This window comes from Stenotrophomonas oahuensis, assembly GCF_031834595.1.
Taxonomy (GTDB): domain Bacteria; phylum Pseudomonadota; class Gammaproteobacteria; order Xanthomonadales; family Xanthomonadaceae; genus Stenotrophomonas; species Stenotrophomonas oahuensis.
In genome coordinates this window covers 1425904-1451293 of record NZ_CP115541.1, presented here as the reverse complement: position 1 = coordinate 1451293, position 25390 = coordinate 1425904, and the positions used below count along the sequence as shown (strand labels likewise).

Here is a 25390-nt window from a genome sequence, read left to right as displayed (position 1 = left end):
GCAATCACGGCGGCCGGCTTTCGCCCTTGCGTGCTTTACTCCACAATCATCGAACTATTTCCCAGGGCCACGCCCCGCGGGCATGCAAGCCTACGTCTACAAAAGCCAACGCAAGCAGGACACGTACGTCTACCTCGCCGTCCGCGATGACTTCAGCGCCGTTCCCGACGCGCTGATGGCCACGCTGGGCCCGCTGTCATTCGTGCTTGAAGTCGCCTTGACCCCCGAACGCCGTCTGGCCCTGGCCGACGTCGATGCCGTGCGCGCCAATCTGGCCGAGCGCGGCTTCCACCTGCAGATGCCACCGCCGCCGGTTGCGCCGGTGAAGGTTCCCCGGCGGCGTGATGACTGATCCGCGCTACCGCCGTGCCATTGCCGCCGCCTTTGCCGCAGGTGGCGTGCTGTCGCTGGGCGCGGTCTTTGGCGGCGTTGTCGCCGCGATTGCCGCCACCCTGGCGCAGCCGGCGTTTGCGCTGGGCATCTCCTGGTGGCGACGCAGCCGCACCCTGCCCAAGCCTGCCGTGCTCTGGAAGCAGGACGTGCCTGCCTTGGCCGCCCTGTGGGGCGTCGGTGCCGTGGCACTGGCACTGCTGGTGGCCTGGCCGTTGGGTGCCCTGCACGACAGCGGCAGCCTGGCGGCGGTGCTCGGCCTGAGCGTGGCGGTCAGCGCCGCACTGCTGGGCGTGTGGCGCACCTGGCCGTTGTGGAACGAGATCGAGCGCAGCGACGGCAGCCTGTCGCGGCATTGGCGCAGCCTGGCCGGGCGCGACCTCAGCGCATGGCGTGGCCTGCTGGTGGCCGGGCTGGTGGTGGCGCTGTGCGCCCTGATCGTGCTGCCGGCATGGCCGGGCCTGGTTTCCGATGGCCTGCGCTGGCTACTGGTGGCGCTGCTGCTGGTCGGCTCCCCGCTGGCGCACTTCGCGCTGCAGCGGGTGACTCCGGCTGAAACGCTGTCCGCAGTGGCCACGCCGGTGCCGGCCCGCGACCTGTTCGAAGCGGCGGCCGTGCAGGACAGCCAGCCGCTGGAACCGATGGCCCAGCACGAAACTCTGCCGGCGCTGTTCGAGGCCGCGCGCAGCGGCCGTGTTGACCGCGCGCTGCAACTGCTGGCCGCCGGGGCCGACCCGCGCGCGTTGCCCGATCCCAGCTGGCGCGACCAGCGCAGCCTGGTGGTGCTGGCCGCTGTGTTACCCGACCTGCGCCTGCTGCGCGAGTTGATCGCGCGCGGTGCCGACCTCAATACGCCGCATAAGGGCATGACCCCGCTGCTGGCCGCCACCCGTGACAGCTGGCACGGCCGCCCCGAAGCGGTGATGACCCTGCTCGCCAACGGGGCCGATTCGCGCGCTGCCGATGCCGAAGGCAACACCCCGCTGCATCATGCCGCGCGCAGTTCCGACCCGGGCGTGGCCGCGCTGCTGCGCGACGCCGCCGCCGAAGTGGATGCGCTGAACCAGGAAGGCTGGTCGCCGCTGGCGGTGGCCTGCCAGGTCGGTAACTGGCGACTCGCTCGTTTCCTGCTGGAACGCGGGGCGCGCACCGAACCGGCAGACGGCACCCCGGTGCTGCTGGCTGCCGCCGGTACCGAAGAAGACGACCCCGCCGGCGTGCAGCTGCTGCTGAAGCACAAGGCCCGCGCCGACGCGCGCGACCGCCAGCGTCGCAGTGCGCTGCACGAGGCCGCACTGGCTGGCCACGTCGACATCATCGATGTGCTGCTTACCGCCGGCGCCAATCTGGAAGCGCGCGACGCGCTGTCGCGCACCCCGTGGCTGGAAGCCGCGCGTGCTGGCCGCGCCGGTGTGATTGAGCACCTGCTGCCGCACAAACCCGATCTGCATGCGGTCGATGTGGAAGGCCGCAATGCGGTGCTGCTGGCCTGCATGGCCGAAGGCGCATCGCCGCTGCTGGTGCGCCGCCTGCTGGAACTGGGCATCGCCGCCGACGTCACCGACCCGCAGGGTCGCCGCGCGGTCGACATTGCCGCGGCGGCCGGGCGCTGGGCGATCGTCTCGCTGCTCGACCGCAGCTATCCGTTGCCGGCCGCGGTGAGCGATGGCCTGGGCTCCGCTGCGGCTGACGCCGAAACCCCCGATGCGCCGCTGCTGCCCGACCGCCCGCCGCTGGACCTGCTGCGCGAAGCGCTGGGCTTTGGCAACTACGACGGCATGACCGCACTGGCACGGCTATGCAGTGCCGATGAACTCGGCGGACTGCTGCACGAGCCCGAGCTGGCGCTGGATCCGCAGTCGGTGGAATGGCTGCTGGCCCAAGGGGCTACGCCGGATGTGCTCGACGCCTGCGGCGACACCCCGATGTTCGCCCTGCTGTCGCGTGGCACCGACGCTGTGCCGTCGCTGCAGGCGCTGTTGCGCCGCGGTGTGTCGCCCGCGGGAGCCGGTGGACTGTCACGCCTGCTGGCCGCCTGCGCGCAGCACGACCACGCCTCGCGCGGGTTGGAACAGCTGGCCCTGGAACTGCTGGAACGCGGGGCGGATCCGTTCGCGCCGTCGCCAGCCGGTGACCCGCCGTTGTCGCTGGCGGTGCGGCTGGGCTGGCTGCGCCTGCAGCAGGCCCTGCTCACGCTGGGCGTGGATCGCGAGGCACGCGACAGCCACGGCATGACCGCGCTGCACCTGGCCACCGCACTGGCCCGCGAAGGCTCCTTGAAGCTGCTAGTGCAACACGGTGCCTCGCCGGAAGCACGTGCTGCCGATGGCCAGACTCCGTTGGGCGTGGCGCTGTCGATCGGCCGCCGCGACCTCGCCGATTGGCTGGACTGGCGCGTGTGGCAGCTGCCACGCCGTGCGCTGCGCGACGCCGACCTGCCGTCGGCGGCCATGGTCGGAGATGCCGATGCCGTACGCCGCCTGATCGATCTCGGTTTCGCCGTGGACGTGGTGGACGCACAAGGCTGCACCGCGCTTCTGCGCGCGGCCGGCGGTGGACACCTGGCCGTGGTCGACCTGCTGCTGGCGCGCGGAGCGAATCCGCAGCATGCCGCTGCCAGTGGGGCCACGCCGCTGTCTGCTGCGGTCAGCATGCGCCAGACCGACATCGTTTCGGCGCTGCTGGATGCCGGGGCCGAACTGGAATATCGCCTGCCGGGCGGTGTCACCGTGCTGATGCTCGCCTCGGCGCTGGGGCTGCCGGACATTGCCGCGCGCCTGCTCACCGCCGGTGCCAACGTGCACGCCGGCGACGCGCAGCAGCTCGGCCCGCTGCACTGCGCCGCGCTGTACGGCTTCAGCGCCCGCGACCGTTCGCGCCTGCTCGCCCTGCTGGACACGTTGTTGCTGTCTGGTGCCGAGCCGGACCAGCCGGCGGCGGGTTCGGTGACGCCGTTGCTGTTGCTGCTCGGCGCACGCGCCGAACCCGGTACCGCATGCGACGAGCAGGTGGTGTTGGCGGCGGTAGAGCGCCTTCTCGATGAAGACGTGTCGCTGGAGGCGCGCGACCCGCGCGGTTTCGGGCCGCTGCACCTGGCTGCGCTGCACGGCCTGCCGCTGCTGGTGCAGCGTCTGCTGCGCGCCGGGGCTGACCCGGACGTGCGCGACGCGCTGAACCGCAGCCCGCGCGAGATCGCGGTGATGCGTGGCTTCATCGACGTCGCCGGTGAGTTCGAACCGCGCGTCCCGGGCGTTTCGTCGATGGCCCGGTTCCTGCGCGATAACGGTTGATTGAACATGACCGCGTAAACGGCTGATTGAACATGACCGCGTAGGGACGGGCCATGCCCGTCCGCACTTCGTTCTGTGTGCATGAACGCCTGATACATGTCTTCGGCCAACTCCAAACGTTGGTCAATGGTTCGCAATACCGTGGATGCAGGCTTCGGATGCTTGTGCCGCGCTTTGCGCGGTTGACGCGCATGGCGCGTCACTACGAATTGCTACGTGCGCAGGACGATGGCGTTGTTGATTCTGCGAAGCGCAGCATCGGTGCCAGCGTGAGGCGCTCTGGATGCTTGCGTGCAAACACCGCCGGATTGGTGAGCAGATGGAGAATATCCTCCGCATGCTTGGCTTGCACATTTGCTTCAAGCCACGGCCTGAACAAGTCCGCGTTTCCGTCATGCATCGCACCCGGATGAACATCCAGCGCCGGAATCTGACGATGCTCGCACAGCGCCGCGCGCTGCAGGTCCGAACCGGGCGGAGCGGTGGCTGCCACCACCATCAGCAACAGCGCATACAGATCAAGCGCATTCGCCGCCGCGCTACGCCCTGCGCCAGGGCCTGCGTACAGGTCCTGCATCAACGCATTGGTCTGGCATTCGCGCGTGCCGCGCGCGTGCTCGGGTCTCAGTTGCAGCAGCTCATCACCAAACAGCACGTCGTCCTCGAAGTCGATCAGACGCGCGGACGGCAGCGGACCTGAAGGCAACGGCTCACCGGCCGGCAGCCGTATGCAGGTGTTCTCCAGTTTGATATCGCGCACGAATGCACCGCCGCGCACGTCCAGTGCATGCAGGCGATCCACGTCCTGCACCAGTGCCTGGAACACGATCATCGGCAGCTGGCCTCCTTTGGCAAGATAGTCGAACAGAGTGGTGCCGGCGTTGCGCGCGATGATCAGCTTTTCATTGATGACCGCGCTGAACACCAGCGAGGCGGTGGCGCGCAACGGATCAAGCCGCTTCTCGTCGCGATGCATGAAGGTGCCATCAGCCACCGGGCGCAGTGCGACATATTTGTCGTCGAGGGTCTGCAGGTCCTTGAATCGACCTTGCACGGTGACGGCTTTCTCGCTCTCCACAGGCATTTCAACGATCGGGTAGCGCAGGGTCGGACGCTTGGCGATCGAGCAGAAGAACACCCATTTGTCCTGTTCCAACTTGCGGAGGGGATAGACGTCCGTATTCTCGGGTTCATAGGCCAGTGTCCGGTAATCCTCGTGGGTGCTGCGGTACTCCTCGAAATGCCTCTCCTGGTTGGTGTTGGCCACGTGCTTCAGGTGGTCCTTCCATGCGCTTTTGATGGAGTCTGCGGCGCGCTTGGCGCGTTTGGGTGGAAACGATTCGAGGAAGTCGTCTCTGACAACGCCGTTACCGACCGTATCTGGTGCGCGGCGGCGGAGGTTGTTGTTCTCGTCGTGTGACGCGTTCTGTGGCGACGGTGTGGTTGAGCGCACTGCGGGTGCTGGTTTGGGTCCGACGCTACGGAACATGTATGGGGGTCTCCGGGGGATGGGTCATGGGATTGGTGGGGTCAATGCGTTAAAGGGGCGATCATTGAGGTCTGCAGTCGTCTTGCGACCGACTCTACCCCCGGCGAAGCCGGCAGGGCCGATGGAGCGGCGCCATCGGCACCGGCCCACCGCCGCGTTGCGTGGGGTTACCACGGGACGATTTCGCTTCCGGGCACAGGTTTCACCAGAACCGACGACTCGCCTTCCGCAACGCGTAGCGGGATATAGCCGCCTCCGGGCGGGCCCACTGTCCAGACGTCGCTGTGCGTACCGGTGTATCGGGTCACCACGGTGTCGAACGAGAAGTGCTCTGTTTTCATCTCGATCGCACACTCGAGCTTGTCGCTCCTGGACCCATGCGAACTCCTGCCGAACAGCCGGGGCTCCAGTTGCGTGCGACCCAGTTCGGGTACCAGTGGGGTGACGTATACGATCCGCGGTGCCGGGCCCTTGCCGGCTTTCCCCATGGGATCCACATCGCTGGGGTTGATGCCGCCGTCGCTCATGATCTTGTTGTAGTTCGCCCGCGTCGTGTAGTGGAAAAGCGACGGTGGCCATTGGTCGCGAGGCACCACTTCGAACCGGAAATCGGAGGGAGGCGGCACCGAGCCGCCGGCGTCCTGCAGTGGCTGCGACAGACGCGGCTTCTTCGGTGATCCGCTCCCCGTTCCGTCTGAAAGCTTCTTGGTCGGGCTGGTGAGGCTGCTGCCCGGAGCCGGTCCGGGTGCAGGCTGCACCGCCGTTGAGGACCCCGCCCGGCCGCCCTCCACCAGTGCAATCGCGCGCCCGTGCATCGCGCGGAAGGGGAGGCTGGCCTTCTGAACGCCTACCGTACTCAAGCTGCGCAGCATGCTGCTGACCGCGCTCGCTTCGCGCTGGCTGAGCAGATACGCCACGTACTGCGAGCGCTCGGCATCGTTCAGACCCGACAGCTCCGGCACGCGGTCCATGTAGGGCCACCAGGTTTCGCGGTGGCTGTTGATGTCGAACTCGTACGGGCCGCTGTAGGCACCCTTCAGCGCAGTCAGCTCTTCCTTCAGGCGGTCCAGTTCGCGCACTTCCCTGCGTCGCAGTTCGCGCTCGTCGGGAAGACTCAGTTGCCGCGCCGGGGGGTGCACCAGCGTGCGGCTGCGATCCTGCAGTTGGTCCAGTTGTGCCCAGTTCGGAGCGCTGGCGGGGGGGCCGGGTGGGCCGGCCAGCACGCCAATGCGGCCGTCGTTCAACTTCACGATGCGCGAGAATGGCGACTTGCGCCCGGTGATGTCCTTGCCGCGCTGCAGGCTCTGCCCCGCTTTGATCGTGGAGGTACCTGCATCGAACCAGCGCCCCGGCTTCAGCAGCAGCTTCAGCTTGCCCAGCAGCTTGCCCAGTGGCAGTGGGCTGGTCACATCGTCAAGCGTCAACGCAACATCGAAGCTGGACGACAGTGCTGCCGACCAGTCGACCTCGGCGGTGGTGGTTGACGCTGACGCGCCGTCACGGATCATGGTGTGCGCCATGTACTCGAACGCTTCGTGCAGGAAGTCGCCGTGGATGCGCTCCAGCTGCACCTTCTCTGCGGTGAAGCGGCCGGGGTGTCGTGGCATGCGGCTCTTTACCGGGTCGTCGCCGAAGGCCAGTCCGTCCGCGCGCACCTGGTCTTCGTGCGACATGCGTTCCTTCAGATAGCCATAGCCGGCATCGGTGCGCCAGTACGGATCGGACTTCGCGGCCTGCATGTCGTCGTACACCCGGATGATCTTCCCGTCCGGAGCGCCTGGCGTGACCACCACGACGGAGGTGACCCCGCGATCCGGCGCATCCATCTCCACCACCCACACCCCATTGACCCGGCAGGCACCGGTACCGCCCAGCAGCGTGCCCAACGCTGAATCGGCGTAGCCGATCTTGAGCGCGTGCACGTAGGGCGTGTACGTCTCCAGTTCCGGCCGCGTGCGCTCGTCCGGATGTTGCAGCACATGCTCGAGCATGCGCGACGCCAGATCGTGCCCGCTGATCGGGTCAAGATAGGTGTAGTAGTCCTTTGGGAATGTGGAGCCCTGCAGCCGCGCCGCCTGCAGGGCTGCTTCCAGCAGCAGCCCGTTGCTGTGCACCCAGGCCTGGCGCAACGGGCCTGCCAGCGGCGACAGCGGCCACAGCAGGATGTCACGCAGGTAGTCCGGGTAGGTGCTGCCCACATCCAGCCTACGAACGAGGTCAACTACAGCTGTGACCTCCTTCTCGCTCAGCGCTCGCGTGCTGCCGTTGATATGACGTTCCATCGACACGTCGTGGTCCGGGCCCAGCAGCCAGCGCTGTGCGATGTTGCCGATCGCGAACTCGACCAGCGACACCGTGCGCTCGGTCAGCACCGGCTCGATGCCGCCCGGCGGGACTGGCCATACCACCGGGGCATCCAGGAAGGCACCGGGAAACTCCGGGTCTGGCCAGCGGCGTTCGGTGACCGTCACATTCACGGTAGCGGGGTCGAAGCCCTGGCCGGAACCGGTGGCGTTCAAAGCCTTGGCCAGCGCGTCGTGGGTATAGGTCTCCAGCGAGTCCACCCCGGAAATCAGCGTAATCCATACGTCTTCCCACGCACCGTGCAGATCGCTCAGCGTCTGCAGGTAGTTGCGCTCGCCCAGCGGTGCATCCTTCAGCCACTGCGGAAGCTGGGTTTCGATCCTTTCGATTTCCTTGTTGATCATCTGCTCGTCCGCGCTGGGCGGCGGCGTGGTGCTGTTAACCGCCGGTGCCAGCGGTTGCAGCGGCGCAGCGTCCACACCCGACGCACGCGGCGTGGACAACCCCTGCATCGACGGGCGCGCGCCCAGTGGGGTCAGCCGCCCGGGTGAGTGCAGATCGTCCGGCACTGCGAACAGCTCCGATGCATCGGCATTCGATGCGTTACCGGTGCTGTTGCGTTGCACCGGTGGCGCGGAGGCGGGCCGCCGCGCGGTGGAGGCCGGCGCAGACACCTCCGTGGGCCTGGAAAGCTGCCAAGCCACCATCTGCTGCATCTGGCCCGTGTAGTAGTCCTTGCGCAGCGCCTGCTCCTGCAGGCGCTGGTCCAGGTCCCTCAGGCGCATGGAGACCAGTCCGCGCGGCGTGGTTGCCGCTGATACCAGCGGCAGCCCCGTACGCTGCTGCACAACGGGGCCGTGAGGTGCGAAGTTCGGCAACCAGGTGCCCCCCGACAGCCGCGCTCCGAATGACAGAGTGCGGTCGGCGGCTGCCAGCGGATTTTCCCCGAGCAACAGGTTCAACAACCCGACCACGGCGTCGGCCACGCTGCCCGGCGCGGCTGCGGGTGGCCGATCCCGCTTGCGTTCGGCTTCCAGTGCCTGCAGTACGTCGGCAGCCGGGCGCGCAGGCAACTTTTCCTGCAGATCGCGCGCACGTAGCGCAGCATCGGCCAGCGACCAGCCCGTGCGGTCGTCGCGCCACAGCGCATACACTTCGCGCTGCTGCTTGCCGGACCACTTCGGCAGCAAGGTGTGCAGCAGTGCCAGCGCGGCCTGCCCCTCGTTCATTCTCGCCGCGGGCAGCATCTCGTCCAGCTGCGACGTGATGGCATCCAGATCACCGGCGTCGTCCACTGCACGCAGCTTCAGCGCGCCCTGGTGCTCGTGGCGGGGTTTGCACAACAGCGTGGTCCATTGCGCCAGGCTGCGGGACAGCGCGTGCTCGCGCAGCAGCGGCAGCAGCCGCTGGCCTTGCTCGTTGCTGATGGGGAACAACGCATGCAGCATCAGCACCAGCGTGTGCGGTGCCAACGGGCAGTCGTCGCCAAACAGCGCGGCGTGTGCCCGGCCCCATGGCAGGTGGGCGAGGGCCAACAGGCGCACGACATCGTCGCCCGGCCGGTCGCCGCGCATCAGTCCGGCCAAGGCCTGCTGCACAGGGGGGCCATCCTGCAGCGGTGAGCTCAGCAGGGCATGCGCCTTTATGTAAGGTGATTCCGGCTCAGGCGCAGACGCGCGCGAAGTGGGCGGATTGCTGATCGACTGTGGGGCCGGCAGCGACACGGATCGCATCGGCCGAGGCGGTGGCGCGGGCAGGGATGTGGAGGACGCGCGCGACAACGGCCGCGGCAGCGAGGCGCTGGTCAGGATGGGCATCAGGGGGAGCTCACGGTGGGGGAGTGGCCCCGCGAGTCTCTGACGATGTTCCTAAAACAAGTTACAGAAATCTTGCATACGTGACGCACGTCACCTTGCAGACCCTGCATTACCTGCGTCTCACCCCCGCGATCTGTCGTCGTCTTCTGACGTGTTCGCGTCGCGACCGGCATCCGCCTCGAACAGGCGCATCAGATCGGCCCGCGCGTCGCGTGAGGTCTGGATCACCGCCGCTTCATCGTCATACACCAGGTACTGGTCGCGCAGCAGTTTCTCGTCATGCTCGCGGAAGCGCTGCACGTGGCTGCGTGCGGTGTCGGCGGAAAGACCCAGCGCCACCAGCAGGCGCTCGCTCAGCTCCAGGCTGGTGCCGAATACTTCGCGGAACGGCTCGGCGGACATGTCCATCAGCCGCCATGCATGCTGGCGGTTGCGGGCGCGCGCCAGCACCACCGCTTGCGGGTACATGCGCCGGATCAGTCGGGTCGCCCGCATGTTCGCATCCGGGTCGTCCAGGGTGATCACGAACACGCGGATATGCTCGCCGCCGGAGGCACGCAGCATCTCCGGCCGGGTCGGGTCGCCGTAGTACAGCTTGTTGCCGAAGCGGCGCAGGTCCGACACCGTGTCCGGGTTGGACTCCAGCGCCACGAACGGAATTTTCTGCGCGGTCAGCAGGCGCGCCACCACCTGGCCGAAGCGGCCCATGCCGGCAATCAGCACTTTCGGCTGGGTGCCGTCGGTGTCCACCGCATCGGCCGGGCGCGCATCGCCGGCCTTGTGCTCGCTGCCCAGCAGCCGCAGCAACGCCAGCATCAGCAGCGGGGTGAGCGCCATCGAAAGCCCCACCACCGCCACCAGCCGGTCATGGTTGGCCGCGCCCAGCAGATGCACGCGCTGCGCTTCGTTGAACACTACGAAAGCGAACTCGCCGCCCAGCCACAGCACGCTGCCCAGCATCACCGCATGCCGGGTGCTCAGCTTCGCCACTTTGCCGATGGCAAACAGCAGGCCGAACTTCACCACCAGCAGCGCGACCACGCCGATTGCCACCAGCCCGGGTTCGGCCACCACCCGGTCCAGGTCGATGCCCATGCCCACGGCAATGAAGAACAGACCCAGCAGCAGACCCTTGAAGGGTTCAATCTGCGATTCCAGCTCGTGCCGGAACTCCGAATCAGACAACAGCACCCCAGCCAGGAACGCCCCCAGGCTGGGGCTCAGCCCGGCCTCCTGCATGAACCACGCGGTGCCCAGAACCACCAGCAGGGCCATGGCGGTGAACACTTCGGGGCTGCGGGTGCGCGCAATGATGTTGAACAGCCGGCGCAACACCGGCCGCCCACACAGGATGACCACGGCCAGTGCGCCCAGCGCCACCGCCACGTCGCTCCAGTGCAGGGTCTGGTTCTTCGCCCCGCCCAGCAGGGGAATGGCCGCCAGCAGCGGAATGGCGATCAGGTCCTGGAACAGCAGGATGGCAAAGCCCAGTCGCCCGTAATCGGTGTTCAGCGCCTTGTGCTCGGACAGCAGCTGCAGCCCGACCGCCGTTGAAGAAAGGGCCAATGCAATGCCGACGATCAGCGCGCTCTTCCACTGGAAGTGGTCCAGCAACAGCAGGCTGCCCAGCACCACCGCGCACAGCGCCACCTGCGCCGCGCCGGCCCCGAACACCGAACGCCGCATCACCTTCAGGCGCGACGGCGAAAGCTCCAGGCCGATCACGAACAGCAGCATCACCACGCCGATCTCGGCCGCGCCCAGAATGCGGTCGGCGTCCTGCACGAAGCCCAGCCCGTCAGGACCCAGCACCACGCCGGCGGCAAGGTAGCCCAGCACCGCGCCCAGGCCGAACTTCTTGAACACCGGCACGGCGATCACCGCCGCCAGCAGCAGGACCAGGGCCAGTTCGAGGGCACCGCTATGCATGAGGAAACCTGTGGATCCGAACCTCGGCCCGTTGCCGCGCGCCCATTATGCGGCCGGGGGCGTCAACGACCTTCAACCGTGTCCCAACAGGGGCCTGGTTGGGGGTTGACCCGGGTCCTGCACAGGTCCAGACTGCCGGCCGCTGCAGGCACACCGCTGCGCGGTGCCAGCCGACCAACGGTCGGCTGCTACCGATGCTCCGCACTGTCGTCGCCCAATGTCAGGTGCTCGCCGTGTTCCGGTAGCACCCGACCGTTGGTCGGGTGACGGCGCAACGCGCCGCCTCCAGCGAATAAACCCATCCGGAAACCCAACCCATGTCCAGCGACAGTAGACCTCGACCTTGCTCGACGCCAGCGATGGCGACCGCCTGACACGGGACGGTTCGCCAGCGTTGGCGTCGCGCATCGCGATCCAAAGGCGAACCCATGAACCAGAAAGACCTCCTGCGTCCGGTGGCCGATGCCGCCCTGAGCGCACCCCTGCAGGACTTCAACACCGCCGACGCGGTGGAATACCTCAACACGCTTGAACTGACCCGTGCCGCCGACACTCTGGCCGCGCTGCCGTTGCCGCGCGCGGTCAAGATGCTCGAACAACCCGAACTGGCCCGCAGCGGCGAGCTGGTCGCTGCCCTGCCCGAAGCCCGCGCCGCCGCCCTGCTGGGCCTGATGGCCGACGACCGCGCCACCGACATCGTCCATGAGCTGGACGAAGACGAGCGCGCCCGCCTGATCCCGCTGCTCAGCGCCGACGCCCGGCGTGCGATCCAGCAGCTGCTCAGCTACCCGGCGCACACCGCCGGCGCGCTGATGACCACCGAATTCGTCAGCGTGCCGTCCACCTGGACCGTCGGCCGCACCCTGCAGCACATCCGCGAAGTGGAGCGCACCCGCGAGACCGTCTACGCCATCTACGTGCTCGACCCGCACAGCCAGGCCCTGCAGCAGGTGGTGACCATGCGCCGGCTGATCACTGGGCTGCCCGAGGAATCGATCCTGGAAGTAGCGCAGGTCAACGCACCGGTGTCGGTTCACCCACTGCTGGACCAGGAAGAAGTGGCGCGGCTGATCCGCCGCCATGACCTGCTGGCCATTCCGGTGGTGGACGACGCACAGCATGTGCTCGGCATCGTCACCGTGGATGACGTGCTGGACGCGCTGATCGAGGAGTCCACCGAGGACGCGCACAAGTTCGGTGGCATGGAGGCTCTGGACAAGCCGTACATGCAGATCGGCTTCTTCGAGATGCTGCGCAAGCGCGCCGGCTGGTTGAGCGTGCTGTTCCTCGGCGAAATGCTCACCGCCAGCGCCATGCAGCACTACGAGGAAGAGCTGGCCCGCGCCGTGGTGTTGACCCTGTTCATTCCCTTGATCATGAGTTCGGGCGGCAATTCCGGTTCGCAGGCCACCTCGCTGCTGATCCGCAGCCTGGCGCTGCGCGAGTTGCGCCTGCGCGACTGGTGGCGCGTCGCGCTGCGTGAACTGCCGACCGGCATGACCCTGGGGGCCATCCTCGGCGTGCTGGCGATGATCCGCATCGTGTCCTGGCAGCTGCTGGGCCTGCATGATTACGGCGAGCACTGGCAGCTGCTGGCCCTGACCATTGGTGCAGCGCTGGTGGGGATTGTGACGTTCGGGTCGTTGTCCGGTTCGATGCTGCCGTTCGTGCTGAAGCGGCTGGGGTTCGACCCGGCCAGTGCGTCGGCCCCGTTCGTGGCGACATTGGTGGATGTGACCGGGTTGGTCATCTATTTCAGCATTGCCGCGATGATTTTGAGCGGCACGTTGTTGTGATGGTGCGCGTGGGCACGCATGGCGAATGTACGTGCGCAGGATCATGGCGTTGACACGCATGGCGTGTCACTACGACCCGGGGTCGCTCGACCCGTAGGGACACGCCATGCGTGTCCGCGCGGTCCAACATCGTCCGGATTGCGCCAGATCATCCCTCACGTCACGGCTACCCGTGTAACGTAAGGCCATGAGCATCTACCACCTGCAATCGGTCTTCCGCCCGCAATCGGTCGCCGTCATCGGCGGCAGCCCACGCGAACGCTCCGCCGGGCGCGCGGTGATGCGCAACCTGCGCGGCACCGGCTTCCCCGGCAAGGTCGCCTGGGTCAACCCGCGCTACGGCGAGATTGACGGCATCCGCACGGTCAAGCGGCTCAAAGACCTGGACTGGGTGCCGGAGCTGGTGGTGATCACCGCCCCCGCGCAGATCGTCCCGCAGGTAGTGGCCACCGCCGCCGAACTGGGCGTGTCGGCGGCCATCATCCTGACCGCCCAGCTCGGCCACGGCCCCGGCTCGCTGGGCGAGCAGGTGGAAACTGCGGCCCGGGCCAAGGGGCTGCGCATTCTCGGCCCGCACTGCCTGGGCGTGATCGCCCCGCACGCGCGGCTCAATGCCAGCATTGCCGCGCATTTCCCGCAGGCCGGCGACCTGGCCCTGATCTCCGAATCCAGCGCGATTGCCGCCGCGCTGGTGGAGTGGGGCGTGGATCGCTCGGTTGGGTTCTCCGCCGTGGTCTCACTCGGCGATGCACTGGACGTGGATTTCGGCGACCTGCTGGACTACTTCGCCACCGACTACCGCACCCGCGCCATCCTGCTGTACGTGGAACACATCCGCGACGCGCGCAAGTTCATGTCGGCCGCGCGTGCGGCCGCCCGCGCCAAGCCGGTGGTGGTGGTCAAATCCGGCCGCCATATCCGCATCAATCCCGACGCCGACACCCACGTGCAGGCGCTGGCCAGTTCCGATGACGTGTACGGGGCCGCGTTCAACCGCGCCGGCCTGCTGCGGGTGAGCGCGCTGGACGAACTGTTCACCGCCGCTGAAACCCTGGGCCGGCTCGGCACCTTCCCCGGCCGTCGCCTGGCCATTCTGAGCAACGGTGGCGGGGTAGGGCGGCTGGCGGTGGATCAGCTGCGCGCCCTGCGTGGCCAGCTGGCCGAGCTCTCCCCGTCCACCGTGACCCAGCTCGACACCGTGCTGCCGCAGGGCTGGTCGCGCGCCAATCCGGTCGACATCGTGGTCGACGCGGACGGTGACCGCTATGCCGCCGCCATCGAAGCACTGATGAACGACAGCGAGAACGACGCGGTACTGGTGGTCAACGTACCCACTGCGTTCACCTCGTCGGCCGACGCTGCGCAGGCGCTGACCCGCACACTCGGCCTGCGTCCGCGCCACCAGCGCGACAAGCCCGTGTTCGCGGTGTGGCTGGGCAACGACGACCGCGCCACCGCCACGCTCAATGCGGCGCGCGTGCCGACGTATCCCACCGAAGCCGAGGCCGTGCGCGGCTTCCAGCATCTGGTGCGCTACCGCGACGCGCAGGCGGCGTTGATGGAATCCCCGCCCAGTCTGCCGGAAGACTTCGTGGTGGATACCGCCGCGGCGCGCGCGCTGGTGGAGGACGCCCTGGCGGCCGGGCAGCAGTGGCTGGATCCGATTGCCACCCATCAGCTGCTCAGCGCCTACGGCATCCCCTCTGCGCCAGTGATGCAGGCCGCCGACCCACACGAAGCGATGGACCTCGCCCAGCCGCTGCTGGAGCAGGGCGCGACGGTCGCAGTGAAGATTCTGTCGGCCGGTATTCCGCACAAGTCCGATGTGGATGGTGTGCGCTTGAACCTGGGCACGCTGCAGGCCGTGCATGCCGCCGCTACCTCCATTCTGGAACGGGCACGCACCCTGCGCCCGAACGCGCGCATCGACGGCGTGCTGGTGCAGCCCACCGTAGTGCGGCCGAAGGCACGCGAGCTGATTGCCGGTATCGCCGACGACCCTACTTTTGGTCCGGTGGTGGTGTTCGGGCGCGGTGGTACCGCCGTGGAAGTCATCGACGACAAGGCGCTTGCCTTGCCGCCACTGGACCTGCGACTGGCGCATGAGCTGATCGGGCGCACCCGCGTGTCGCGCATCCTCAAGGCCTACCGGGACGTACCCGCTGCGGATGAGCGCGCGGTCGCGCTGATCCTGGTCAAACTGGCGCAGCTGGCCGCAGACATTCCCGAAGTGCGCACCCTGGACATCAACCCGCTGCTGTCCGACCGCGATGGTGTGCTGGCCCTGGATGCGCGCGTTGCCATCGCGCCGTCGCGGCGCATGCACAAGGGCCGTGGCCATCCCCGTTTCGCGGTGTTCCCGTATCCCAAGGAATGGGAGCGCCATCTCACCCTGTCGGATGGGGCCGCTGCGTTTGTGCGCCCGGTGCGCCCGGAAGACGATGCCTTGTTCCGCGCCTTCTTCGCCCGCGTAACGGATGAAGACCTGCGCCTGCGCTTCTTCCAGTCGGTGAAGCACTTCAGCCATGAGTTCATCGCACGGCTGACCCAGCTCGACTACGCGCGCTCCATCGCCCTGGTGGCAATTGATCCGCGCACGGGCGACATGCTCGGCGCGGTGCGCCTGCATGCCGATGCGGACTATGACCGGGGCGAGTACGGCATCCTGATCCGTTCCGATTTGAAGGGCCACGGCATCGGCTGGCGGTTGATGACCATCATGATCGAGTACGCGCAGTGGCTGGGCTTGAACGTGGTCGAAGGCCAGGTGCTGCGCGAGAACAGCACCATGCTGGCGATGTGCCAGAGCCTGGGCTTCACCACCAAGCTCGACCCGGACGACGCCACCGTGATGGTGGTGACGTTGCCGGTGCAGTCGGTGAAGGTGGATGGCGAGGCCCCAATTCCGCAGGCGTGATCGGCGGTGAGCTGTAACGCATGACCTCGAACAACGTCATGCGTCACCGTGCCGATCACCATCACCAGCCGTCGTCTATCGACCGACGCTACCGTTGAACGTCCTCCGGTGCCGTCACCAGGGTTATCCACGCCGCAGCGGCACCCAGCGTCGCTCGTTCTTCTTCATGCCCGGGCACGCTGGCATTGCGTAGCAGCACCGCATACGCCCAACCCGCCATCGGGCTTGCAACCTCGGGCAGCGCCTGCACAAGCGCACTCCCTCGCGCAAGCTCATCAGCACCCTCCACGAACAGCGCGTCCAGCGAAACACCACCGACCCGGCAACGCGAACCGAACCCCGCATTGCGGATGCTCTCCAGCTGCGCACCGAGCGCCCGAAGGCGGGTGGTACAGCTGGGGAATCGCTGGCTGATGATCTCCTGGTCACGACGGCCGAGGTCCCTGAAGTAGCTGAGTTCCTTCTGCTCGATGCTGCTCAATGGCAGCGCGGGTGCGAACGCGGGCGTGGGGACCGGATTGCGACTTCCTGAGGGGCTGTCGTTCACCGGCGCAGACGCGTTGTCAGGCAATCGCATGTCAGCTCTCTCCAATGGGGATCACCAGACCGTAGCGCGTACGCCACGCAACACATAGAGCCATCAGCGACATTCCGGTGGCCGTCAAACGGCGCGACAATACGTCGCATGACTGACAGAATCCCCCTGCTTCTGCTCCCGGGCCTGCTCAACGACGCCGAACTCTGGCGCGAGCAGATCGCCGCACTCTCCGACATCGCCAGCTGCACCGTAGGCGACCAGACCCGCGGTGAAACCATGCAGGCCGTGGTTGATGACGTACTGGCCCAGGCCCCGGCCCAGTTCGCTCTCGCCGGCTTCTCACTCGGTGGCTTCGTCGCCCAGCAGATCCTGCGCACCGCGCCCGAACGGGTGTTGCGCCTGGCCTTGATCGACACCTCGATCCACGCTGATTCCCCCGAGCGTGCTGCCCAGCGCCGCAGCCAGCAGGCCAGCGTGCGCCTGCCAGGCAAGTTCCACGGCTTCGGCGACACGCTGATGCGCAGTTACATTGATGCCTCACGGCTGGATGACTACGTGCTGGTGCAGCGTGTGCGCGACATGACCGCGCGGCTCGGCGCGGAGGTATTCCTGCGCCAGAGCGCGCTGGAACGGGTGGACGGGCACGATGTGCTGGCCACCTATCGAGATCCGCTGCTGATCCTCTGCGGTGCCAACGACCGCATCACATCGCCGGCAATCAGCGAAGAGATGCATGCGCTGGCACCACATTCGACGCTGCAGATCATTCCCGACTGCGGCCACCTGGCCCCGATGGAACAGCCTGAAACCGTCAACGCCGCCATGCGCACCTGGCTCACGTAGAGCCGGGCTTGCCCGGCTACGACATACCAGACACCGCGATGACGCGCATGGCGCGTCACTACCGAATGTTCACCACTCCACACACAAAACGCGTTTGTGTGCGGAACAGTGAACATTTCAGCTCAATCCCACGCCGGCGCGATCCCCTCCGGGTTCGCCAGCCGGTGCCCGCGATCCAGCGTCGCAATCCGCGCCATGTCCTCGTCATCCAGCTTTACCTCAGCGGCCTTCAGATTGGCCGCCAGGTTTTCCCGCTTGGTCGAAGACGGAATCACCGCATAGCCCTGCTGCAGCGCCCAGGCCAGCGCCACCTGCGCCGGGGTCGCGCCGTGGCGCTCGGCGATGGCCTGCATCACCGGCTCCTTCAGCACTTCGCCGTAGGCCAGGCTCATGTACGCGGTGACATGGATGCCCTGTTCGCGCAGGTAGGCGATCAGCGCCCGGTTCTGCAGGTACGGGTGCACCTCGATCTGGTTGGTGGCGATGGCATCGGCCCCCAGAATCTCCACCGCCTGACGGGTCAGGTCGATGGTGAAGTTGGAGATGCCGATCTGTCGGGTCAGGCCATCGGCCTGCGCCTGTGCCAGGGCACCCAGATACTCGACCATCGGCACCTCGTCCTTCGGCGACGGCCAATGGATCAGGGTCAGGTCGACCACGTCGGTGCGCAGCTTGGCCAGACTCTCCTGCAGGCTGGCCCGCAGCGCTTCGCGACGGAAGTTGCTGATCCAGATCTTGGTGGTCAGGAACACGTCCTGGCGCGACACGCCGGACTCAGCCAGCGCCTGCCCTACCTCGGCTTCATTGCCATAGATCTGCGCAGTGTCGATGGCGCGGTAGCCCACGTCCAGCGCATTGCGGACCGAATCAATAACCACCTGGTCCTTCAAACGGAAGGTACCCAGACCAAATGCAGGAATACTCATAAAAAAACTCCAACGTGGGGAACGTAGAGCGGGGCTCGCCCCGCTCCGTGAAAACCAACACTACTCAATGCGCCGTTACGGCAATGCCCTCAGCCCGATCCGCCACGCCATCGCGGCGATCCAGCCGCCCACTCAGCGCAGTCAGGCCCAGCGCACCCAGCACCACCAGCGCACCCAGCCACGGCGTATGCATCAGGCCGAGGTGGTCCACCACCAGGCCGCCCAGCGAAGCGCCCATCGCAATACCCACGTTGAACGCCGCAATGTTCAGCCCCGAAGCCACATCCGCGGCCTGCGGCGCGAAGCGCTGCGCCTGCTTCACCACATACACCTGCAGCCCCGGCACATTGCCGAACGCCACGGCGCCCAGCGCCAGCACCGTCAGCAGCACCAGCACCGTGGAGTGCGCGGTGAAGGTCAGCGCCAGCAGCACCAGTGCCAGCAGGCTGAAGATCAGCATCAGCGCCGGAATCGGACCGCGGCGGTCGGCCTGACGACCACCCCACAGGTTGCCGATGGCTACCGACACGCCATACACCAGCAGCACCCCGCTCACCGCATTGGCGGAGAAGCCGGTCACGTCCTGCAGGATCGAGGCCAGGTAAGTAAACGACAGGAAGGTGCCGCCATAGCCCAGCGCGGTGATCGCATACACCAGCAGCAGGCGCGGCTGCGCCAGCACCGCCAGCTGCTGGCCAAAGGTGGCCGGCTCGCTGCGCTGCAGGTTGCGCGGCACGAACAGCAGGCTGCCCAGCAGGGCGATCACACCCAGCGCCGCCACCGCAAGGAAGGTGGCACGCCAGCCCAGGTGCTGGCCGATGAAGGTACCCAGCGGCACCCCGGTGACCAACGCCACGGTCAGCCCGGTGAACATGATCGCGATTGCGCTGGCGGCTTTTTCCTTCGGCACCACCGAGGTGGCGATGATCGAGCCAATCGAGAAGAACACGCCGTGGGCCAGCCCGGTCAGCACCCGCGCCACGATCAGCGAGCCGTAGGTGGGGGCCATCCAGGCAATCAGGTTGCCCACGGTGAACAGCAGCATCAGCGCCACCAGCAGGGTTTTACGCGGCACCCGGCCGGTGAGCGCGGTCAGCACCGGCGCGCCGACTGCCACGCCCAGCGCATACAGCGAGACCAGCAGTCCGGCTGACGGCAAGGTGACGCCGAGGTCGGCGGCGATGGTGGGAATCAGCCCGACAATGACGAATTCGGTGGTGCCAATGGCGTACGCACCCAGCGTGAGCGCCAATAAGGCCAAGGGAATGCCACGAGACATGGGAAGGGACCGGTGAGGGATGAGGCTGCGCAGTCTGCGCGCCCGACTGTTGCGGAAAAAGCGGTCTTCACGCCAATCACTATTGATCTGCGCGCAATAATGCACCCCGTGAAAACCACCCTCGACGAAATGCAGGCCTTCATCGCTGTCATCGACAGCGGCTCGATCACCGCCGCCGCCGAGACCCTGGGCCAGACCACCTCCGGCGTCAGCCGCGCGCTTGCCCGGCTGGAAGAAAAGCTCGGCACCACGCTGCTTACCCGCACCACCCGCCGCCTGCAACTCACCGAAGAGGGCAGCGCCTTCCTGGAGCAGGCCCGCGCCATCGTCGCCTCGGTTGAAGCCGCCGAAGAACAGATCGCCGCCCGTCGCGAGCGTCCCGCCGGCCGCCTGCGCGTGGATGCGGCCACCCCGTTCGTACTGCATGTGATCGCCCCGCTGGTGGCCAGCTACCGCGAGCGTTTCCCTGACGTCGCGCTGGAGATCAACAGCAGCGAGCGCTACATCGATCTGCTCGAGCGCCGCACTGATGTGGCCATCCGTATCGGCCCGCTGGCCGATTCCACTCTGCATGCCCGACCGCTGGGCCACAGCCGTTTACGGGTGCTGGCCAGCCCGGCGTATCTGAAGGCAAACGGCACCCCGAAACGGGTGGAGGACCTGCAGCAGCACGCACTGCTGGGCTTCGGCGAGCCCGATTCACTCAACCACTGGCCGCTACCCGGGCGCACCGATGCCTTGCTGCACATCAAGCCGGAGGTCTCGGTATCCAGCGGCGAAACCCTGCTGCGGCTGGCGCAGGCAGGGGCAGGCATCGTCTGCCTGAGTGACTTCATGACCCAGCGCGACCGCGACGCCGGCACTCTTGTGCAGGTGCTGCCGGCGTTGACCGTGGAAGTGCGGCAGCCGATTCATGCGGTGTATTACCGCAACACGGCGGTGAGTGCGCGGATCACCAGCTTCCTCGACCACCTGGCAGCGGGCATGACCGGCCCGGCATTCGTCCGCTGACGGACCGCCTGGGCCGGCCAACGGCCGGCCTTCGGAACCTACGCCGCGCGCGCCAACCCCGGCGCACCGGCCAACACAAACACATCCACCGCGTCATTCAACGCCAGCGCCTGCTCCTCCATGCTGCGCGCGGCCGCCGACGCCTCTTCCACCAGCGCCGCATTCTGCTGCGTCGCCTCATCCATGTGCACCACAGTCTGATTGACCTGCTCGATGCCGGCCGACTGTTCCTGCGACGCCGCCGAAATCTCGGCCATGATGTCGGTCACCCGCTGCACGCTGTCCACGATCTCGCGCATGGTTTCACCGGCCTGCTGCACCAGCGTCGCGCCACCGGCCACGTCCTGCACGGAGGTATCGATCAGCCCCTTGATCTCCTTCGCCGCCGCCGCCGAACGCTGCGCCAGGGTGCGCACTTCCGAGGCCACCACGGCAAAGCCGCGCCCCTGCTCACCCGCGCGTGCCGCTTCCACCGCTGCGTTCAAGGCCAGGATGTTGGTCTGGAAGGCAATGCCATCAATCACACTGATGATGTCGGCGATGCGCTGCGACGACGACTCGATCGCACGCATGGTGTCCACCACCTTGCCCACCACCGCGCCGCCTTCGCTGGCCACGCTGTGCGCGCCAATCGCCAACTGGTTGGCCTGGCGCGCGTGATCTGCGTTCTGGCGCACGGTGGAGGTGAGCTCTTCCATCGACGCGGCGGTTTCCTCGAGGTTCGCCGCCTGCTGCTCGGTACGCTGCGAAAGATCGGCATTGCCGGCGGCAATCTCGCCGGCAGCAGTCTGGATCGCCTGTGCCGACTGCTTGATACCACCGACGATGTCGGTCAACTGTTCACTGGTGGCAGTGACATCGTCGCGCATGCGCGCAAACACCCCGTGGAACTGGCCCTGCATTCGCGCGCTGAGATCGCCGCGCGCAATCGCCTGCAACACGCCTGACAGTTCGCCCAGGTCGCGCTCGGTAGTGTCCATCAACTGGTTCAGACCCACCACCATGTCGCGGAAGTCGTGCTGGAACCCGGCCGCATCGCCGCGCAGACTGAAGTCGCCCAGCGACGCCGCCTGGGCCAGCCGCTTGATCTCGGCATTGATCGCACCGAGGTTGCGCTTCACCGTATCCAGCGATTCGGTGATCACCGCCTGCTCGCCCGGCAGGCGCTGCATGTCCTGCGCCAGGTCGCCCACCGCATAGCGGCCCATGATCTGGATCGCCTGCAACTGCACCTGCACGTGCGCATCCACCAGGGCATTCGTGTCGCGCACCATCTGCCCGTAGCCACCGGCGAACGCGCTCGCGTCCATGCGGTAGCTGATCTCACCGGCCTCATGGCGCTGCGCCATATGCGCCTGCGAAGCCAGTACCTCCTTCAGGGTGCGGGTCACGTCCATCATTGCTGTGCCCAGGCGACCGATCTCGTCGCGGCTGCGCACCTGTACGTGGTGATCCAGCTCGCCACGGGCCACCGCGCGCGCCGCCGCTTCCACAGCCACCACGGGGGCGATAACCGCACGACGCAGCCACGCGCCCAGCAGCACCATCAATACCACCGCAGCAGCGGCGGTCAGCACCGCGCAGATCACCAGCATGCGTCGCGCCTGCTCCGAGCGGGCCTTGACTGCCGTTTCGGAAACGATCGCAGTGCGCGCGCCCAGCGCATCCAGCGTGGTGCCCAACGCCCGGTCCTTGCCGCGCACCAGGGTGTCGCCTTCCTGTGGGTTGTAACCGCTGGCGGCAAAGGCCTCCAGTGCGCCGTGGTAGTCCTTCTCCAGCGTGGTGTGCTGGCCGATGAAGGCCTTCGCCAGCTGCACGGTTTCCGCGTCGGTGCCTTCGGCCAGTCCCTGTGCCAGCGCCCGGGCCTTTTCGCCCTGCGCATCAAAGGCGCTCAGGTGCTTGGTCCGCAGCGCCTCATCGCTGCCGCGCAGCAGCACGTTCTTCCACTCCTGCACCTGCATGCGGAACTCGCGCTGCAGCGCTTCGGCCTGCGCATTACGCGCCACTTCCGGCGGAATGGTGGTCGAAAGGTTCAACCAGGCAGAGCCCAGACCCGCCACGGCGCACAACACCACCACGGCCAGGCCAACGGAGAGGGCACCCAGCAGCTTGAACTGCAGGCTGAAGGCGCGCGTGGGCGCGGAAGGGGAGGGCTTTGACATGTCGGCACTGCAAAATGGGAGAGGGGCGGCCCGATATCGGACAGCTTCGGCCCCTCCTGAAGTGAGACATTAATCACATTTCCTGTCCCGTTCACGCGAGTGAGCGTCTAGTTACATTTCCATTACAGATAAATGTAGAACGGTAGTGCCGAAGCGAACGGCAGGAGCCGTTCGCAACGTCGCGCAGCGACGGCCCGAAGGGTGCCCGCCAGGACGGCGGGCATAACGCTGGCCGGCAACCACGGATAACCCAAACGCAGCCCGGACCTAGACACCCACTCAAAATGTAACTATCGTAGTTACATGAAATCCAACAACCAGTTCTCCGACGCCCTGCACATCGTCGCCCACCTGGTCGGCCAATCCGGTCCGCGCACCTCCGAGCAGCTGGCCACCTGCCTGCCCACCCACCCGGTGGTGATCCGCCGCCTGCTGGCGCAGCTCGGCAAGGGCGGCATCGTGCAGACCGTGCGCGGCCACGGAGGCGGCAGCCAGCTCGCCCGCGCCCCCGCGCAGATCACCCTGCTGGACGTGTACCGCGCGCTCGGTTCGCCCACGCTGCTGCACACCGAAGTGCGCGAAGGCGGCCGGGGCTGCCCGGTGATGCAGGTGGTCAACGACGCCCTCGACGACAGCTACCGGCAGGCGCAGGCGCTGCTGGAAACCCGTCTGCAGGCGACCACGCTCGCCACCCTCGGCGCGGACTTCGCCGTGCATCTCGCCAAACACACCTCAGGAGGTTCCCATGACCTTTGATGCCATCATCGTCGGCGGCAGTTTTGCCGGTCTTTCTGCCGGCCTGATCCTCGCCCGCGCCCGCCGCAATGTGCTGGTGGTGGATGCCGGATTACCGCGCAACCGCTTCGCCGCGCATTCGCACGGCGTGCTCGGGTTGGACGGCATTGCCGGCAGCGAACTGCTGAAGCAGGCCAAGGCGCAGCTGCTGGATTACCCCACTGTGCGCTGGAGCAACGACACCGTCGTGGACGGGCACGCCACGCCGGATGGCTTTGCCCTACGTACTGAAGGTGGTGAGACCTGGGCGACGCGCAAGGTGCTGCTGGCGACTGGTGTGCGTGATGAGCTGCCCGAGTTGCCCGGCTTGGCCGAGCGCTGGGGTAGCAGTGTGGTGCATTGCCCGTACTGCCATGGCTATGAGATTGGTGGCGGTTCCATCGGGTTGCTGGGTGGACATGCGATGTCGCCGAAGATGGCCAGCGTGCTGGCCGATTGGGGGCAGGTGACGTTCTTTACCCAGGGGGCGGAGATCGACGTGGATGAGCTCGCGATCCTGCAGCGACGCGGTGTCACTCTGGAAACCACGCCCGTCGCATCATTGGAGGGTGAGGCCCCGCAACTGAGTGCCGCCGTGCTGGCCGATGGTCGTCGCATCGACATCCGCGCGCTGTTCTTGACTGCGCGCCAGCACATGGCGTCGCCGCTGGCCGAGCAGTTGGGGTGTGCGTTGGAAGACAGCCCGGTAGGCGTGCTGCTGACCGTGGACGCGCAGAAGCAGACCAGCGTGCCCGGGGTCTATGCGGCCGGTGATGCGACCACGATGGGCAACATCACGCTTGCGATGGCGGAGGGTGTCAGAGCCGGCGTAGGCCTGCACCACGCCCTGATTTCCGAGGATAGGGCGGGGTGAATCACCGCGCTGGGACGCGCATGGCGCGTCCCTATTGGGTCGGATCAAAGGCCGCATCTGGGACTTTTCTGATAGCGAGGCGGCCGGCCCGCCAGTAGGATGACGAGCGCGCTCATCAAGGAAAGAGGAAATCTGCTCATGTTTGGCCTGACTTCGCCGAAGCCTCCTTCCGATCCGTGGCCGTTGAAGTTCCGCCACTACGACTTTGGCGTGCGTTGCTACAACACGCTGCGATGCAAGGTCATCTACAACAACTACTGCTTTACCCGCTTGCATCTGGAGACACCATCTGGCGCTCCCCCAAGTGACGACTGGAGAGATTCGTGGTCTGCCGGCCACGACGGTGGATATGAGTTCGCATCTCCGGCTGAGGTCGAGTGGACTTCGCTGGACGGATTCGAGCATCAGGCAAGTGTGGACATTGGCGAACTGTTCAAAGACCGCCTCGTTCGCCATAACGTTCCAAGAAACGCCGTCCTGGAGAGCTGGCTTGCAGCCAAAGCTGTCAATCCACTATCCGTAGATGTGCTGATGGAAGTAAATGACAGAACAATAAGCGTTTACACGCGAGCGTTGGTATTTACGGACGAGCCGCAGGCTCCGGGATGCCCGTCAAGCGGAAGTCGGGACGACTTGATTCTGGTCTGGACGCACACCTACTGAATCCAGCGCAAGGATCGCGACAATGAACGACAAAAGCCTGCAGGGTGTTACGGCCATAGACGACAATGTATCGTTCTATCCCGCCGATGATGCCCACCTTCGTAGCTATCACAAGGCCCAAGAAGCGCTCGCAGAATTTAGGGTGCCGCAGCTCGGGGACCCCACAAATCCGCACGAGAGAATCTATATCGCGGCGTTTGACGGGACTGGAAACGACAAGCATCTTGACCCACTTCATGCGACCAATGTTGCCAGGATCGACGATCAGCTAAAGGCTCTGTCGGAGCGCGATGGGCAGATACATGTTCGATATCTTGCCGGTCCCGGTACGCAAAGCAATCCACTGTCGCGTGTTGCGGATGGCGCATTGGGCTAAACCTACCAGCAG

General features: G+C 66.6%; 17 protein-coding genes. 10 read left to right on the top strand and 7 right to left on the bottom strand.

Going from position 1 to position 25390, the window contains the following annotated elements:
• Window positions 1-82: 82 nt before the first annotated feature.
• Window positions 83-352 (top strand): YcgL domain-containing protein, encoded by a 270-nt coding sequence (locus tag PDM29_RS06375; protein WP_260341531.1) that lies wholly within the window; start codon window positions 83-85, stop codon window positions 350-352.
• Window positions 345-3680, top strand: coding sequence for an ankyrin repeat domain-containing protein (locus PDM29_RS06370; protein WP_311193029.1), 3336 nt, complete (start codon window positions 345-347; stop codon window positions 3678-3680). Before PDM29_RS06375 ends, PDM29_RS06370 begins: the two co-directional genes overlap by 8 nt.
• 202 nt (window positions 3681-3882) lie before the next feature.
• Here the strand turns inward: PDM29_RS06370 and PDM29_RS06365 are convergent, their stop codons facing one another.
• From PDM29_RS06365 to PDM29_RS06355, 3 genes are all read right to left on the bottom strand, one after another.
• Entirely contained in the window at window positions 3883-5169 is a 1287-nt protein-coding gene (locus PDM29_RS06365; protein WP_311193028.1) for a protein kinase family protein, read from the bottom strand.
• Window positions 5170-5336: 167 nt separating this feature from the next.
• Window positions 5337-9290 carry a dermonecrotic toxin domain-containing protein gene (locus PDM29_RS06360; protein WP_311193027.1) on the bottom strand — a complete coding sequence of 1318 codons (3954 nt, stop codon included), beginning with the start codon at window positions 9288-9290 and terminating at the stop codon, window positions 5337-5339.
• Window positions 9291-9410: 120 nt separating this feature from the next.
• Complete coding sequence (locus tag PDM29_RS06355) at window positions 9411-11219, bottom strand: monovalent cation:proton antiporter-2 (CPA2) family protein (RefSeq protein WP_311193026.1); 1809 nt, start codon at window positions 11217-11219, stop codon at window positions 9411-9413.
• A 428-nt stretch (window positions 11220-11647) separates the two neighbouring features.
• Here PDM29_RS06355 and mgtE point away from each other — a divergent pair, with 428 nt between their 5' ends.
• Window positions 11648-13015 carry a magnesium transporter gene (gene mgtE, locus PDM29_RS06350; protein ID WP_311193025.1) on the top strand — a complete coding sequence of 456 codons (1368 nt, stop codon included), beginning with the start codon at window positions 11648-11650 and terminating at the stop codon, window positions 13013-13015.
• 187 nt (window positions 13016-13202) lie between these two features.
• Window positions 13203-15932 (top strand): bifunctional acetate--CoA ligase family protein/GNAT family N-acetyltransferase, encoded by a 2730-nt coding sequence (locus PDM29_RS06345; RefSeq protein ID WP_311193024.1) that lies wholly within the window; start codon window positions 13203-13205, stop codon window positions 15930-15932.
• Window positions 15933-16020: 88 nt separating this feature from the next.
• Here PDM29_RS06345 and PDM29_RS06340 read toward each other — a convergent pair whose 3' ends face one another.
• The gene (locus PDM29_RS06340; protein WP_311193023.1) at window positions 16021-16509 is read right to left on the bottom strand and encodes a hypothetical protein; all 489 of its coding nucleotides are present in this window, start codon (window positions 16507-16509) and stop codon (window positions 16021-16023) included.
• A gap of 108 nt (window positions 16510-16617) precedes the next feature.
• Here PDM29_RS06340 and PDM29_RS06335 point away from each other — a divergent pair, with 108 nt between their 5' ends.
• The gene (locus tag PDM29_RS06335) at window positions 16618-17313 is read left to right on the top strand and encodes an alpha/beta fold hydrolase (RefSeq protein WP_311193022.1); all 696 of its coding nucleotides are present in this window, start codon (window positions 16618-16620) and stop codon (window positions 17311-17313) included.
• A gap of 122 nt (window positions 17314-17435) precedes the next feature.
• Here the strand turns inward: PDM29_RS06335 and dkgB are convergent, their stop codons facing one another.
• Window positions 17436-18239 carry a 2,5-didehydrogluconate reductase DkgB gene (dkgB, locus tag PDM29_RS06330; RefSeq protein WP_311193021.1) on the bottom strand — a complete coding sequence of 268 codons (804 nt, stop codon included), beginning with the start codon at window positions 18237-18239 and terminating at the stop codon, window positions 17436-17438.
• A 64-nt stretch (window positions 18240-18303) separates the two neighbouring features.
• Window positions 18304-19518 carry an MFS transporter gene (locus tag PDM29_RS06325; protein WP_311193020.1) on the bottom strand — a complete coding sequence of 405 codons (1215 nt, stop codon included), beginning with the start codon at window positions 19516-19518 and terminating at the stop codon, window positions 18304-18306.
• A gap of 108 nt (window positions 19519-19626) precedes the next feature.
• Here PDM29_RS06325 and PDM29_RS06320 point away from each other — a divergent pair, with 108 nt between their 5' ends.
• Window positions 19627-20529: a LysR substrate-binding domain-containing protein gene (locus PDM29_RS06320; protein ID WP_311193019.1), complete on the top strand. Its 903-nt coding sequence runs from the start codon at window positions 19627-19629 to the stop codon at window positions 20527-20529.
• A 38-nt stretch (window positions 20530-20567) separates the two neighbouring features.
• Here PDM29_RS06320 and PDM29_RS06315 read toward each other — a convergent pair whose 3' ends face one another.
• Window positions 20568-22691, bottom strand: a complete 2124-nt coding sequence (locus PDM29_RS06315; protein ID WP_311193018.1) for a methyl-accepting chemotaxis protein — start codon at window positions 22689-22691, stop codon at window positions 20568-20570.
• Between the two features lie 303 nt (window positions 22692-22994).
• Between PDM29_RS06315 and PDM29_RS06310 the strand changes: the two genes are divergently transcribed.
• From PDM29_RS06310 to PDM29_RS06295, 4 genes are all read left to right on the top strand, one after another.
• Window positions 22995-23447, top strand: coding sequence for an Rrf2 family transcriptional regulator (locus PDM29_RS06310; RefSeq protein WP_311193017.1), 453 nt, complete (start codon window positions 22995-22997; stop codon window positions 23445-23447).
• Window positions 23437-24339, top strand: a complete 903-nt coding sequence (locus tag PDM29_RS06305) for an NAD(P)/FAD-dependent oxidoreductase (RefSeq protein ID WP_311193016.1) — start codon at window positions 23437-23439, stop codon at window positions 24337-24339. Before PDM29_RS06310 ends, PDM29_RS06305 begins: the two co-directional genes overlap by 11 nt.
• 138 nt (window positions 24340-24477) lie before the next feature.
• The gene (locus tag PDM29_RS06300; RefSeq protein WP_311193015.1) at window positions 24478-25002 is read left to right on the top strand and encodes a hypothetical protein; all 525 of its coding nucleotides are present in this window, start codon (window positions 24478-24480) and stop codon (window positions 25000-25002) included.
• Window positions 25003-25024: 22 nt separating this feature from the next.
• Entirely contained in the window at window positions 25025-25378 is a 354-nt protein-coding gene (locus PDM29_RS06295; protein WP_311193014.1) for a DUF2235 domain-containing protein, read from the top strand.
• Window positions 25379-25390 lie beyond the last annotated feature (12 nt).

What these genes read in the sequence shown, in the direction of transcription:
- dkgB (WP_311193021.1), bottom strand. Translation starts at nt 18,239, where the DNA reads ATGAGTATTCCTGCATTTGGTCTGGGTACCTTCCGTTTGAAGGACCAG.
- mgtE (WP_311193025.1), top strand. Translation starts at nt 11,648, where the DNA reads ATGAACCAGAAAGACCTCCTGCGTCCGGTGGCCGATGCCGCCCTGAGC.
- PDM29_RS06375 (WP_260341531.1), top strand. Translation starts at nt 83, where the DNA reads ATGCAAGCCTACGTCTACAAAAGCCAACGCAAGCAGGACACGTACGTC.
- PDM29_RS06370 (WP_311193029.1), top strand. Translation starts at nt 345, where the DNA reads ATGACTGATCCGCGCTACCGCCGTGCCATTGCCGCCGCCTTTGCCGCA.
- PDM29_RS06305 (WP_311193016.1), top strand. Translation starts at nt 23,437, where the DNA reads ATGACCTTTGATGCCATCATCGTCGGCGGCAGTTTTGCCGGTCTTTCT.
- PDM29_RS06345 (WP_311193024.1), top strand. Translation starts at nt 13,203, where the DNA reads ATGAGCATCTACCACCTGCAATCGGTCTTCCGCCCGCAATCGGTCGCC.
- PDM29_RS06325 (WP_311193020.1), bottom strand. Translation starts at nt 19,518, where the DNA reads ATGTCTCGTGGCATTCCCTTGGCCTTATTGGCGCTCACGCTGGGTGCG.
- PDM29_RS06360 (WP_311193027.1), bottom strand. Translation starts at nt 9,290, where the DNA reads ATGCCCATCCTGACCAGCGCCTCGCTGCCGCGGCCGTTGTCGCGCGCG.
- PDM29_RS06340 (WP_311193023.1), bottom strand. Translation starts at nt 16,509, where the DNA reads ATGCGATTGCCTGACAACGCGTCTGCGCCGGTGAACGACAGCCCCTCA.
- PDM29_RS06310 (WP_311193017.1), top strand. Translation starts at nt 22,995, where the DNA reads ATGAAATCCAACAACCAGTTCTCCGACGCCCTGCACATCGTCGCCCAC.
- PDM29_RS06365 (WP_311193028.1), bottom strand. Translation starts at nt 5,169, where the DNA reads ATGTTCCGTAGCGTCGGACCCAAACCAGCACCCGCAGTGCGCTCAACC.
- PDM29_RS06335 (WP_311193022.1), top strand. Translation starts at nt 16,618, where the DNA reads ATGACTGACAGAATCCCCCTGCTTCTGCTCCCGGGCCTGCTCAACGAC.
- PDM29_RS06315 (WP_311193018.1), bottom strand. Translation starts at nt 22,691, where the DNA reads ATGTCAAAGCCCTCCCCTTCCGCGCCCACGCGCGCCTTCAGCCTGCAG.
- PDM29_RS06355 (WP_311193026.1), bottom strand. Translation starts at nt 11,219, where the DNA reads ATGCATAGCGGTGCCCTCGAACTGGCCCTGGTCCTGCTGCTGGCGGCG.
- PDM29_RS06300 (WP_311193015.1), top strand. Translation starts at nt 24,478, where the DNA reads ATGTTTGGCCTGACTTCGCCGAAGCCTCCTTCCGATCCGTGGCCGTTG.
- PDM29_RS06295 (WP_311193014.1), top strand. Translation starts at nt 25,025, where the DNA reads ATGAACGACAAAAGCCTGCAGGGTGTTACGGCCATAGACGACAATGTA.